At 60.3% G+C, this 12,886-nt stretch carries 11 protein-coding genes; 4 read left to right on the top strand and 7 right to left on the bottom strand.

Annotated elements, in window-relative coordinates; all coding sequences use genetic code 11:
* The 7 genes from ACO0LV_RS12390 to ACO0LV_RS12360 all read right to left on the bottom strand — a co-directional run.
* A partial coding sequence (locus ACO0LV_RS12390) for a hypothetical protein (protein WP_424788209.1) occupies positions 1-353 on the bottom strand: 353 nt, incomplete at its 3' end.
* A 23-nt stretch (positions 354-376) separates the two neighbouring features.
* Positions 377-2,191, bottom strand: a complete 1,815-nt coding sequence (locus ACO0LV_RS12385; RefSeq protein WP_424788208.1) for a glycosyltransferase family 2 protein — start codon at positions 2,189-2,191, stop codon at positions 377-379.
* Between the two features lie 32 nt (positions 2,192-2,223).
* Positions 2,224-2,916, bottom strand: coding sequence for an IspD/TarI family cytidylyltransferase (locus ACO0LV_RS12380; protein WP_424788207.1), 693 nt, complete (start codon positions 2,914-2,916; stop codon positions 2,224-2,226).
* Complete coding sequence (locus ACO0LV_RS12375) at positions 2,916-3,719, bottom strand: NAD-dependent epimerase/dehydratase family protein (RefSeq protein WP_424788206.1); 804 nt, start codon at positions 3,717-3,719, stop codon at positions 2,916-2,918. The genes ACO0LV_RS12380 and ACO0LV_RS12375 overlap by 1 nt, the downstream gene beginning before the upstream one ends.
* A 41-nt stretch (positions 3,720-3,760) precedes the next feature.
* On the bottom strand, positions 3,761-5,698 hold the full coding sequence (locus ACO0LV_RS12370) for a glycosyltransferase family 2 protein (RefSeq protein ID WP_424788205.1): 1,938 nt from the start codon (positions 5,696-5,698) through the stop codon (positions 3,761-3,763).
* Between the two features lie 3 nt (positions 5,699-5,701).
* Positions 5,702-5,965, bottom strand: a complete 264-nt coding sequence (locus ACO0LV_RS12365; RefSeq protein ID WP_424788204.1) for a hypothetical protein — start codon at positions 5,963-5,965, stop codon at positions 5,702-5,704.
* A 27-nt stretch (positions 5,966-5,992) separates the two neighbouring features.
* Complete coding sequence (locus tag ACO0LV_RS12360) at positions 5,993-7,213, bottom strand: methyltransferase domain-containing protein (protein ID WP_424788203.1); 1,221 nt, start codon at positions 7,211-7,213, stop codon at positions 5,993-5,995.
* Between the two features lie 446 nt (positions 7,214-7,659).
* Here ACO0LV_RS12360 and ACO0LV_RS12355 point away from each other — a divergent pair, with 446 nt between their 5' ends.
* From ACO0LV_RS12355 to ACO0LV_RS12340, 4 genes are all read left to right on the top strand, one after another.
* Positions 7,660-9,543 (top strand): glycosyltransferase, encoded by a 1,884-nt coding sequence (locus ACO0LV_RS12355; RefSeq protein WP_424788202.1) that lies wholly within the window; start codon positions 7,660-7,662, stop codon positions 9,541-9,543.
* 105 nt (positions 9,544-9,648) lie between these two features.
* Entirely contained in the window at positions 9,649-10,575 is a 927-nt protein-coding gene (locus tag ACO0LV_RS12350) for an ABC transporter permease (protein WP_424788201.1), read from the top strand.
* On the top strand, positions 10,568-11,509 hold the full coding sequence (locus ACO0LV_RS12345) for an ABC transporter ATP-binding protein (RefSeq protein WP_424788200.1): 942 nt from the start codon (positions 10,568-10,570) through the stop codon (positions 11,507-11,509). Before ACO0LV_RS12350 ends, ACO0LV_RS12345 begins: the two co-directional genes overlap by 8 nt.
* A 25-nt stretch (positions 11,510-11,534) precedes the next feature.
* A complete protein-coding gene (locus ACO0LV_RS12340; RefSeq protein WP_424788199.1) occupies positions 11,535-12,884 on the top strand; it encodes a polysaccharide pyruvyl transferase family protein in 1,350 nt (449 codons plus the stop codon).
* Positions 12,885-12,886: the final 2 nt, after the last annotated feature.

The following is a 12,886-nucleotide window of genomic DNA, read 5'->3' as shown; positions in this document are numbered from 1 at the left end:
AGGTACCGCGAGCCTCGTTCATGTAACTCAGCCAGGTCGTCGACCGCCATCACAACGAACAGCAGAGCCCATGCACTGTAGACGGACGCTTGAGTCCTTCGGCGTGTCAGGATCAGAAGGAGTACCGCAGCCGCAACCAACTGGGTCGCTCCGAGGATCTCAAGGAAACTGCGATCCTGTTCTCCGTGCCAGCGCCAGTAAGAAAAGAAGCCAAGCGCGTCGTATCTTCGCGCTGCAATGTGCGCGACGAAGCCCAGCATGAGGACCAGGTCGATGAGAAAGAGTGTGATCGCCCAGATCCAGATCGTGCGTGGTACGGGCCTTGCGCGTTGCGCCCGTCGAGATCGGTCCATGTCCGCATTATGCGCCTGCACCGTTAGCCCTGCGTGAGGAACGGCTTCCCTCGGGCCGGCACTGTCACGATCACGCCTGTGGGCACATCCCGGCCATCGGTCTGTAACGACAGACGGTACTCCCCCGGGATGCGTCGAAATTTCGCCACCAGTCGCGCGCCGCGGTTGTCAGCCACGATCGAACCGGTGAACTCCTCCATGGAGTGAAGTCGCACGGAGGAGTTGATTCTTGACTCGCCCTCGATGTGAACCCCACGAAGGGGGATATCCACTTCGATCGTTCGGCGTCGCAGGCCTTTGGCGACAGCGTGTCCTTCGACCACTGCTAGATCCGCCGAACCGGCAATACTGCGCGTTGCTTGGTCGAAGTCGACACTGAGCATCCCGCGCTTGTTCCGGTACGAGATCATGGCGTGCCCGTTGACCAACGCAACCTGCGGAGTGGAGTCGGTCCGCAGGCCGCGCTGGCTAATGGCATCGAAGAGTTGGTTGCGAGCAGTGAAGTCCCACGTGGGTTCTGCTAGTTCAGCGCCGAGCGCACCTGTGGATCGTCGAAGGCGCGCAGTCGCTCGGATCGTTACCAACGCCCTTTCGTCGTCCTGCTCTTCGAGTTCGACGACTTGCTCCGTCGGCAACATCCAACTAACCAGGCTCGCTCGCCCCCGAATTCCAATCTCGGTGCTTGCGGTTCGTACCTCTTCGGTGACGTCGAGGAGGTCGCTTGGGAGCAGTTCGGTGATTTCGGAAGGGACGTCGAGGTACACACGACCCCCACGAGCGCGCAACCGTCCGGGCAACCCAGAATCCCATCGGGTGAGGGTCTCTATAGCCAAGTAGTCGTCTTCCCACCGGACCGAGCGCGTGGTTGTTAGCCCGACGTTGCTTGTGTCGAGTTGAACCAGCCGTTCGACCGCGGACCAGTGACCTTCGCGTGCGAGCCGTACACGAGCCTGCAACCTCTGAGGCAACGCCGCATCGAAATCCTCGTTGAGGACCTTGAAGATCTCAGCCAGATGCACCCGCCGCTCGTCGCTGGTACGCGCAACGTCCACGTCGATCGCCGTAGCGACCCTATGGCGAAACTGGTAGGCGAGCATCTGATACCTCTGAAGTGACCGAGCCGGGCCATCCAAGCGTTCCACGGTATACTCGATGATCCGGCGCACTCCTCGCCAATACTCCACAGGGTCGTCTCGGTAGGTACTGGAGGCCGTCTCACGATCGCGGATCCACCGATAAAAGGGTGTATCCGCGAGTACCGAGACCACCTCAGCGTGCCGGGCAACATCGATATTGAAGTAGACGTCCTCCCAAAGAACGCGCGTACCCTCTGGAAAGCGGATCCCGTGCTCGTTCAAGAAGCCGCGACGATATAGTTTATGTGGATTTGTCGGCAAGAGCGGATGACGTTCGGTCTGACCGACGATATTGTCGGCATTCCTAGAATAAGATTCGATCGCCCACTTAGGCTGGTCCGTTCGGACTTCCTTGCCGTTTACCACGTCCGCCTTGTTTCGTGCAGCAATCTCATATGCCCGCTCCAAAGCCTGTGGGTACAGCGCGTCGTCATGATCCATGAACAGGACATACTCGCCCCGCGCCAAGGTCAATCCCACATTTCGGGGACGGCTCGGCCAGCCGGAGTGTCCAATGCGTTCAGTGCGCACGTTGCTACGCTCAGCCGCCATCGCCTCGAGTTGCTGGTACGTACCGTCGGGTGATCCGTCGTCCACATAGATGACCTCGAAGTCACTTGCCGGCATCGTTTGCTCGTCAAGCGATCTCACTACACTTAGTAGGCCATCCCCAGACTCATAGGTGGGAACGATGATGCTCACCTTGACCGGTTGGTCACCCCGGGCGTTCAAGACTAGCCCCAATCCCCCTGCGCCATGATCTGGTCAGCGATGACCAAGTCAGTCCTAGTCGTGATCTTGATGTTGTAGTCTTCCCCGTGGATGATCTTCACCTTGTGCCCGGTGAACTCAGCCACAAGGTCGGCGTCATCGCTGACTCGTGTGTACCCCGATTCAAGTGCCTTCGCGTACGCCTCTTCAAGCAAATCACGCCGGAATACCTGCGGAGTCTGGCCCAGCCAGCTGTGCGAGCGATCCAGGCTCCCGGTCACGTACTCGTCGTCGTCGACGAGTTTGAGTTGGACCACCGTCGGCGTACCGAGCATAGCGGCGCCATGAGTGACCCCGGCCTCTAAGGCTCGGTCGATAAGTTCCGCGTTGACGAACGGCCGCACACCGTCATGGACCATCACGATAGAACCGCTAGTGGCATCCAGGCCCAACTTGGCTGAGATGAATCGTTCCTCGCCGCCTCGAACAAGAGTAACGGGCAGTTTGGCTTGCTCGACCAAAATCTCGCGGTACGTGTCGTGGTATTCCTCGCTCACTGTGACGATCACTTCGTCGATCGCTGGATGTATGAACTCTCTCACCGTCTTCTCCAGCACCGTCACGCCAGCGAGTTTGACCAGGAGCTTGTTGCTTCCGAACCGCACGCCTCGTCCGGCGCACGTCACAATCGCAGAAACTTTGTGTGATTCATACATCAGAGTCTCGCTCCTCTCTCACCGTCCGCTGCCTTTTCATCCGCGCCTATGAAGTCCCTGATCGCCGCAAGGGACTCCTCTGCAGTCATGAGGTACCCCGCTGGTCCCCCAAACAACGCCGAATGCTTCGTTCGCATGTCCCGCGTGTAATCCTCCCCCAGGGGCGCGTCAGGCAACTGGTCAGAGATGTCAACGCCGAACACCTCCCGGGCTACCGTGTCGCTCCTCAGTGCGGGAGTGGCGATATTGAGTGAGGTCAATCCATGGTCGAGGGCGATGGCGGTATCGTGCCAGGCTCTGCCCAGGTCGTAGTACTGGAAGCGCGAACGGGGCTTGATGTGCTCAACTCGGTAGTCATTCGCGAGGTCGTATACGACGCCCTTCTTGAGATTCTGGCCGTAAAGTTGCGGGAGCCGAAGGACCAGAGTCTCGAACCGCTCAGTCAGTTGTTGTTCAAGACGCGCGCGGTTCGCGCCGTACGGGGTCAACCGATCGAATTCAATCGGGCTGTCTTCATCGGGCGACGTTCCTGCAGGGTAAACGCACACGGTCGAAACGAGCACAAGTCGATGAATCCGGGCTCCGGAGATCAGCCGGGCGATTTCCGTTATCTCCCGATGGTCCGGCTCTGGGTTGGCATTGATCCGGTGGGAGTCGGCACGGCTCGCCGCGCTGACTACGAGGTCGTACTCCCTTCCCTCGATCTCGGGCAGGTTGGACGAGTTGTACAGGTCGTCAAACTCTTGGTGAGCCAGGAAGTTCGATCCGACGAACCCGGTGTAACCAATAAGCGCAGTCCTCAACCAAACTCTCCTCTATCTTGCGGCCGATGCCTAGTCAACTTTCACTTGCGGTGGAACGTTGGTTCACCTCGCAGTGGGGTGCGTAGCACGAACTCGGCTATCTCGGCCCGCCTACCGAACCGAAAGGCCAGTTTGCGTCGACCGGGCACCGCGAGCACCTTGCCTTCGATCCATGCGACACCACCCTCGGCCCGCACCCGCACGGGCCGGGTCAAGAGTCGCCTTACCAAGGTCCCAACGAGTGCAAGGCGTGCCAATCGATCGGACAAAATGGCCCGCGCCAGCCGTTGGTTTCCCAGCACAGGGACCACCCTCCCGTGCGTCGATCCTTCGCCATCAATGTGAGCGCCGTCGATGGGCATCACAATCTGTACTGTCGACAGACCGGACCGAGTCACGCGAGCAGATTCAGCATCTACCACCGAACTACGCACCAAACTCCGCAGTCCTTCTCCGATGTCGAGGCTCAACTGCCCGCCCTTGCCTCGGTAGGCGATCGCGACGTGCCCATCAATAATTGCCACGCTCGCGGGCTCGGCCATAACGACCCGTCGAATAGATTGGAGCCCATGGCTCGTACTGCGGGAATACACATCCCAGACGTCCGGGGTGAGCGCCTTCCCACCCGCGACTGTGCGGAAATCGATTCTGGCTCGCGATTCAAGCACCAATCGCACCGGATCTCTGCCAGCCTCCTGTGGGATCTCGTCCTGTTTTTTGAGAGAGGTCTGAGTAGTCGAATGCGCCGACCACGTCAGTGTGTTGGATCGATCGCGCAGGAGCACTGACGATTGGGCTCGGTCTAATGCCTCCGTGACATCAAGGATGTCATCCGGCAATGCCTCCCGGAGCGTACGCGACACGGAACGAAGATAGCGGTCGCCTTCACGATCAAAGAGTAGTGGCGACGAATCAGGTCGCGTCCATTCTGTCTTCGTAGTCACGGCAAGTTCACCGCCGCGCCACTCAAGATCCTGGACGGCGCTCTTCGCCGACCATCCAGCGTCCAGACGTCGCAACTCCTCGATCAGGCTCCAGCGCTCGTCCCGAATGAGGGCCGCTCGCGCCTTGGAGACGGGAGGGAGACGACGATCGAGCCGCTCGGGAACGTACCGATCCAGGATCTCCCGGACCCGTCCCGCGGCATCCTCGATCCATTCCCCGTCCGCCCTCCCCAACTCAGCCCACAACCGCCCGACTACTCGCGTGTTGTACACGTGCGCAGTAATCGCCTCTCGGGCGCCCGCATCCTCCTCGCCACTGAGCGTTTCTGCAATATAGGCGAAGAGAGACTGCAGTTTCTCCCAATACTCAGCATCTCGCGGACCGTAACTACTTGAGTTATTGCTGGCCGTTTCGATCCACAAGTAGACAGGCACATTGCCCAGGATTGATATGACGCGCGCATTGCGATAAGCTGCTACGTTGAAATAGATATCTTCCCAGAGCATTCGGCGCCCTTCGGGGAACCTTATTCCGTGCTCACGAAGAAATGATGTCCGATAGAACTTATGAGGCATCATCGGAAACAGTGACGCGATACCTTGTTTCGGGCGCGCATTCCCAATGTTCTTCGCGTAGTTTGTGATCCCCCAACCGATATCGTTTGTCTTTGTTTCTTTTGGGCTTAGGACGTCTGATTCGTGCTCCACGGCATACTCGTAGGATGCTCGCAGTCCGTCAGGGAAGAGAGCATCATCATGGTCCATGAAGAGGATGTACTCGCCCTCAGCCATGTCGATACCAATATTCCGGGGGCGGCTAGGCCAGCCAGAATTCTCGATTTGAGCGATGCGGACGTTGTCATGATTTTTCCTGAGATGCTGCAATGTCGCCCAGGTATTATCTGGCGATCCATCATCCACGAAGATCACTTCGAAGTCTCTCTGCGGCATTGTCTGCTGCTGGAGCGAGCTGACCACGCGGTCGAGGCCGTCCCCCGGGCGGTACGTTGGTACTACTACTGAGACCTTGGTCATCCGTCAGGGCTTCCGGGCATCCTCATCCGGAGGTACTTCACCAGATCCTCGGGCATGCTCGAACACGGCGTCGTAAAGTTCGACGACGCGACGTTGCTCCCGGCGCATCGCATCGACCTCGCGTCGCAACTCGCGGAGTTCGCGCTCGTACACCAGGATTCGCGGCCCGTTGTCCTCATACTCGGCGTCCCATCGAGTGATGGCCTCCAGGTTCTGGACCGTGCGGGGCGCAACCCGGCGGACCAGATTCGCCAGTTTCTGCTTCATCGTTCGTTCACTCCTCCTCCTCGTCGGTCATCGCCACAGCACGACGGTCTGCTGGGTTCGGCGCCCCCACTCGGTCTGGACCGGACGGGACCCTAAGGAGTACATGCTTAGTCCGAAGGATCTCGCCCGCCGATGCAGCGTTGCCAAGTCCAACTTCCATGTGTTCGGGTTGACCGGATTGGCGGCACGGTGTTCGTCACTCAGAAATGTGAAGAACCCGCGTGTTCGCGGCTTCAAGGCCGCCCGCAGGAGGACAAATATGCTCTCCTGTCCATTTTGCGGAACGCAGTGAAGTAGGTCTCCACCGAAGAAGTACACGTCCTGCTTTGATTCCACTAGGTCTAGAGCAAGGCTGAGCACCGGATTGCGGTCGTTCGTATTCAGGTACTCGTACTGAACACCGGCAGGTTGAGTCATTCGAGCGAGCCGAAGAGCCTCGTAACTGTAGTCATAGCCCGTCACACGGTGCCCCGCCTCGGCGATCCGTTCGGTGAGCCTCCCGTCCCCGCAACCGAGGTCGATCACCCTTGAACCCGGCGGGACGTCAGCCAGGAACCGGTCCACGTCCTCATTGCCGTCTTCGGACGCCACGCGGCTTGGGAGTGCCTCGTAGTACTTCTCCCACCAAACCCGCTGACGGTTGTAGACACCGAACTTGGTCTCGAACAGCCGAAGCGTCGCGGGCGGGGTCACGAACTTGAAACTAGGGTCCGGCACCCTCCAGTTTGGGCCGTAAGCGTAGACCAGCCACCCTTCGGGCCGCGCCGGTGCAGGAAACGAGACCCCGTTCAGGGTCATCGAACTCACCGGGACCAGATCCTGACGCGAGAGTTCCCCGCGCAGGGCAAATGGCTGGTTATACAGTCCCTCGTCGTAGAACCCGGTGAAGATGTCGACATAGTGGTCAGTCGCCCCCTCGTGGTCGAAATACGTCACCTGCAGGTGGGCCAGGCTGTGCCGCACGACCGCCAGCCCGGCAGCCTGCAACTTGCGCTCCATCTCGTAACTGGCGAGGGAGACGTCAGCCAACGTCGGCTCATCACATAGCCATGCAAGGTCGATGTCGTCATCATGAGGCATCATCTGACCGTTACGAATCGCACCAAGTAGCGTCCCACCGACGATGTAGACCGGGTATCCCCACGTCTCGAGCAGGTCTACGAGATCCCTCGCACTCGTAACAAGCCGTTCCTGAACTCCGGGGGCATTGCCGTCCAACGTCGGCCCAAGTCGGTCCCACTTGTTCATGGCGAGCCAGCGTCCGCGAGCATCAGTTACGCGCACACGTCCCTCGCCTGGGAAGCGGACCGCCTTAGATGCCAGTTCGGCTCCGGTAGACGAATCTGTCACAGTCACCGTGGTCCGGCCCCTGAGGTAGGGGCGCAGGGCCTCGGGCCACTGGGCCACCCTTTGGCTGCCGATCAGGGCCGGCTTCAGGGCGGTCGACCAAACACGGTGCCCGTCGAAGTGGACGTCAACCGTAGCCTCGGCCCGACTGCCCCCGTCTTCCGTCAGTCGGAGGCCACGTCTCGACACGCGCAGCATCGGCGGCAACAGGGCTCCATTCATCCAAGGTGGGCAGGGAAGTTCCGCCGAGTCTAACCGCAGATCGGGGTCGTCACGGGGTGCCGATCTGTCCATAATGGGCCGAGCCATCGTGTTGCCACGACACCGAACCCACCGAGAGGCCCCACGTGCAGACCTTGCAGCACCTAGTGTTTCCCACGAATGGACCTCCAGGTGTCCTGCCCTTATACGTCGTCCCCGGCAACTCGGAGCCAACGGTCGAATCCGCTTACGAAGCAACTCTGGTGGCTGGCTCACACGTCTCCTTCGGCTCATACTTCAACGCCTTCCCAGCCAGCGTCTGGCGCCAACACACTGCGGTCGACACTGTGACCCTCGCCCTGACGCTGACTGGATCCGGTGAGATCACGCTCTATGGCTCTGACGCAAGCGGGCGGGCGACCGAACTTGCCTCGAGCTCGTGGCAGAACTCGGTCCGGACCGCCGCGGCCCATCTGTCCCTTGATGTTGCTCTTGAGGGATTCAACAGTGGAGGTTGGTGCTGGTTCGAGTTGCAGCCGATCTCTACCTGCACCGTCTCGGGGTCCTGGGTCGTGGACCAGGATCCGCTACGAACTGGCAACGTCACCCTAGGCATCACCACGGTGAACAAGCCCGACTTCTGTATTCGCACGCTGCAGACTCTCTGCGCAAGCCCGACCACGCGCGCCGTTGTCGATACGGTGTGCGTGATCGACCAGGGCACCGACAGGGTTGCTGACCAGGAGCCCTATAAGGAGTTGGCTGAGGCCTTCGGTCCCCAACTGAGGATCATTAATCAGGAGAATCTCGGCGGTTCCGGAGGGTTTGCGAGAGCGGCGTCGGAAGCCTTGCTCAGTCCGCGCTCGAATGGCGTGCTCTTCCTCGACGACGACGTAAGGATTGAAGCCGACAGCATCTTCCGCGCGCACCGTTTCGCCTCGTATTGTCATGAGCCGACCATCGTTGGCGGCCACATGCTTGATCTGCGCCATCCGACAGTTTTGCACTCCTGGTCGGAGATCGTGGACGAGGCGAACTTCATGTGGGGTCCCGCGGTGCCCGAAGCGGAGCGGCACGACCTCGCAGGGGGGGGCCTCACCCAGGAGTCATGGCTACACCACTCATCCCGCACCGACTACAACGGCTGGTGGATGTGCCTGATTCCGACTGACGTCCTCGACAAGGCCGGTCTTCCCGCACCGTTCTTTATCAAGTGGGACGATGCTGAGTACGGGCTTCGCGCAATATCGCACGATGTGGCTACCGTGACGATGCCCGGTGTCGCTCTGTGGCACGTCAGTTGGCTGGACAAGAACGATTCGGTCGACTGGCAGGCATATTTCCACGCTCGAAACCGCCTGATCACGGCACTCTTGCACGCCGAGCGCCCGCGCGGGGGCTTCCTTCTCCGTGACACCGGACGCCTCCACCTGAAGTTGCTGCTGTCAATGGAGTATTACGCCGTCAGTATCCGCAATCGAGCATTGGTCGACGTGCTCAATGGGCCGGGCACACTACATCGGAGCCTCTCGCAGGCGCTGCCTTCGCTGCGGGCCGCCGCGGACGGCTATGTCGAATCCACGTCGCGTCCGACAGGTCGCCCGCCGCGGGAGGTCGATGCCGACGACGGAGTTACTCAGGCCGGACCGTCCGGGCTGACCCTGGCAAGGTTCACGCTCCGCGCAGTGGCTAGACAATTGCTGCGGCCGGTCCCGCGCCGCGCCACTCGCAAGCCTCAGCAGACGCTGAAGCACACTGAAGCACACTGGTCAGTCCTGCCCTGGCACGACTCGGTCCTTGTCGAGTCACGCGACGGCACTACAGTGAGATGGCTCCGTCGCGACCGCCGAGCATTCGTCAGTCTCTGGGTTCAGAGCCTTGTACTTCACCGACGAATCGCTCGTCGCTGGCCCCGGCTGCGGCAGCTCTATAGACAAGAGTTTCCGGAAATGACCAGTCCATCGGTGTGGCGGGGTACCTTCGCTGCTGGCGATGAGTCGCCCAGCGCGAGTCAGTCAGCAAGCGAGTGATCGAGGACACGGGGATCTACTCCGATTCCTCGGCGGACACCTTGTAGGCTCGACCGGCAGAATCCGCATCCTCGTTCAGGAGGATCACGTTGGGAAGGAGGCGCGGTGCCTGAAGACCGTCAGGGAACGGCATCGGGAATGCCCGACCATCGCCGCACCTCAGCATCTCTAGCACTTCTCGCCCAGCAGAGCGGGCTCTGGCAGATCGGCATCCGGCCACGGCTGGTCCCCTACTTGGGAGAACTCTGGAGGTTCCGTCAGTTCATCCGGGTGCTAGCCAGATCACGCGCCTACGCGGAGAACCAGAACTCATACCTCGGACAGTTGTGGGCGATCGTCACGCCGATCCTCAACGCCACGGTCTACGTGATCGTCTTCGGCCTGATCCTGAGTACGGACCGGGGCGTGGACAACGTGATCGCGTTCATCGTCATCGGTGTATTCATGTTCAGGTTCTTTGAGCGGTCGGTCGTGGCGGGAGGAAAGTCCATCTCGGAGAAACTGGACCTGGTCCGGGCGCTGCACTTTCCACGCGCAGTGCTTCCCATCGCAGCCGTTGCCACTGAATTGGCAACCCTGATCCCCTCACTCCTCGTAATGGCGGCCATCATCCTTGTGACTGGCTTCCTACCCGGATACGAGTTCGTGTCGATCACGCCCGAGTGGCTCCTGCTACCTGTGATCGTGATCCTCTTCAGCATTTTCAACGCAGGCTGCGCCATGATTGCTGCCCGCATCGTTGCCGCCACCCCTGACATCATGAACGTCATTCAGTTCATCATGCGCTTCATCTTCTACGGCTCCGGCGTTCTGTTCAGCATCTCGCACTACGCGCCAGCCAGCCTTCTGCCGGCGATGAACCATCAACCTGTTGCGCTCTTTCTGAGCATGACTCGCCAGGCGCTTACCCAGGAGCCAACGATGCCGCTCGACTTCTCGCTCTACATCTGGGCACTCGGGTGGGCCGCATTGTTCCTCATCGGTGGGTTCCTCTTCTTCTGGCGTGGGGAGGAACGATATGGCCGTGAATGAGAGCGAGGAGTTCGACTTCGAGATCGACACCGTCGATCTACCGGACGCCGCCACGGGTCCAGTGCCGACGGGTCCACCATCGCTCATCATCGACAATCTGTTCGTCAACTACCGGGTCTTCGGTGCTCGCGCCATGGCGGGAGGTGCTCCTCCTCGTTCTGCGCTCGCGAGAGCGATCAGGCGCTTGACGGAGGGGAACATTGCCTCTGTCGCCGAGGTGGAAGCAGTGCGAGGCGTCAGTTTGGTCGCCCACCAGGGCGAAGCGATTGGGATCATCGGGATTAACGGCTCCGGTAAGAGCACCCTCCTGCGGGCCGCAGCGGGTCTCATACCACCCACCCGTGGTGCAGTTTACGTCTCCAGCGAACCGTCCCTCCTCGGCGTCAATGCCGTCCTGATGCGTCAATTGAGCGGTGAGCGCAATATTCTGATCGGTGGGCTAGCTCTAGGTCTTAGCCTCAAAGAGATACGTGAGAAATTCGATGAGATCGTCGAATTTGCTGGCCTTGGCGAATTCGTCTACATGCCGATGAAGGCATACTCATCAGGAATGGCGGCGCGGTTGAGGTTCGCCATCTCATCCGTTGCCACGCCCGACATCCTCATGATCGACGAGGCCCTGGCGACCGGCGACGCGGACTTCAGACAGAAGAGCAAGGATCGTATCGAGAAGATCCGTGAGCAGGCGGGCACCATCTTTCTCGTAAGCCATTCGCTCGAAACAATCAAACGGATGTGCTCGCGTGTCATTTGGTTGCACAAAGGCCTCCTCTTAAAGGACGGCGACCCTGAGGAGGTCACGGAGGCCTACCGCTCCTATATCCGAGCCATCCGCGCTGCGAAGGCCTCGGGCGAACCAATACCAGACCCCCCAGGCGCGGCCGAATTCCACCTCGCTCAAGAGGATATCCAGAGATTGGACGACAATGTCTGATGATCGCAGGCCCCGAGTTCTACTCGTGGGTGCGTATGAGCGCGACAACTTCGGCGATCTGCTCTTCCTGATCCAGACCGAGAACTACCTGACCGGAGCGGATGTGACCGCCGCCGCCCCATTTCCCAGCGACATGAGTACGCTGCTCGACCGCAAGATTCCGGCCTTCGGAAAACTCCTCGAGTCAGAGCAGTTCGACCACATCTGGACTGTCGGGGGTGAGGTAGGCGCGACCAGTTTTATGACGGCCTTCAGGATGTCGGTCCCGCCGGCAATACTGAAGACCTACCGTGCAGCCTCGCATTCTGAGAAGAAGAGGATTATCGATTCTGTTTGCGGTAGCACGCCGATCGACTCTCCCTACATCCCTCGTCCAACTGCCTACCCCCTGAACGCCTCGGCATCACTGACCTTGAACTCGGTGGGATTCGTCGGTGCGCCCAACGTGCCCCGCGACCGGTTGGAGACCATCATGGCCCTGGTTCGCGAAGCAGATCGAATCTCTGTGCGCGACGACGGATCGAGTGAATTCTTCACCGCACAGGGCATTGAGCACACCGTCGCGCCGGACCTTGTGCATACGATCGCGCTGACCCGTCCGAGGCAAAGGGCCCCCGAGTCCGACACAGTGCTGGTCCAGGTTTCCGATGACCACTTGAAAAGGCACGGCTATGAAGCCCATGCAGAGGCACTTGCCCGGAGCAAGAGTCTCGCTCCGTACCGGATTCGCTTCTTCATTGCCGGCACCGCCCCTGGTCATGACTCGGCGGCCTCCTACGAACGCTTGATCGCCCATATGCGCAAGATTGCGCCTGAGCGTGAGATCGATATATCCACCGCGCGCCGCCCGTTGGACCTCGTTGATGAGATCGCGTCGGCTCGGCTGTGGATCGGTCTGTCCTTGCATGGCCGCATTGTCTCCTCCGCGTACGACGTTCCGCGGATCAGTCTGACGAAACGGAAGCTGAACTCCTACTCCGCCACGTGGGATCCCCACATGCCCTATGACGTCACGCCGGACCGGCTCGACGACGCGGTGGCGCAAGCGCTCGATCCTGTGACAATGAAGGAATCTGCAGGAATCGGACTGGATCTCGCGCATCGAGCCAAACACAACATCGAGTCCGCGGTCAGCGAGATGCTTGGGTCGGATCCCGACGAGCGGACCCGTCGCCGCTTCGCTCAGGTCGAGCGGCGGCGGCAACACCTTGCCCAAGAATTGGCCAGCCGCGACACGGAGATCGCTGTGCTGCGTCGGGAGTTGGAGACCACCAATTCCCATCTGGCTGATCTTCGACAGGCCCCTGGCGCACTGGGCCGAGCCACGTACCGCGGCCTCAATGCCGTTAAGAACCGCCTGAAGAAGTCGGACTGATA

It is taken from the genome of Pseudactinotalea sp. Z1739 (assembly GCF_049725055.1).
Taxonomy (GTDB): Bacteria; Actinomycetota; Actinomycetes; order Actinomycetales; family Beutenbergiaceae; genus CALKWS01.
The sequence above is the reverse complement of the archived record's forward strand: the minus strand, read 5'-3'. Positions and strand labels throughout refer to the sequence as shown.

Excerpts from the sequence above, each read along its gene's own strand:
- ACO0LV_RS12380 (WP_424788207.1), bottom strand. The coding sequence starts at position 2,916 with ATGTATGAATCACACAAAGTTTCTGCGATTGTGACGTGCGCCGGACGA.
- ACO0LV_RS12370 (WP_424788205.1), bottom strand. The coding sequence starts at position 5,698 with ATGACCAAGGTCTCAGTAGTAGTACCAACGTACCGCCCGGGGGACGGC.
- ACO0LV_RS12365 (WP_424788204.1), bottom strand. The coding sequence starts at position 5,965 with ATGAAGCAGAAACTGGCGAATCTGGTCCGCCGGGTTGCGCCCCGCACG.
- ACO0LV_RS12360 (WP_424788203.1), bottom strand. The coding sequence starts at position 7,213 with ATGAACAAGTGGGACCGACTTGGGCCGACGTTGGACGGCAATGCCCCC.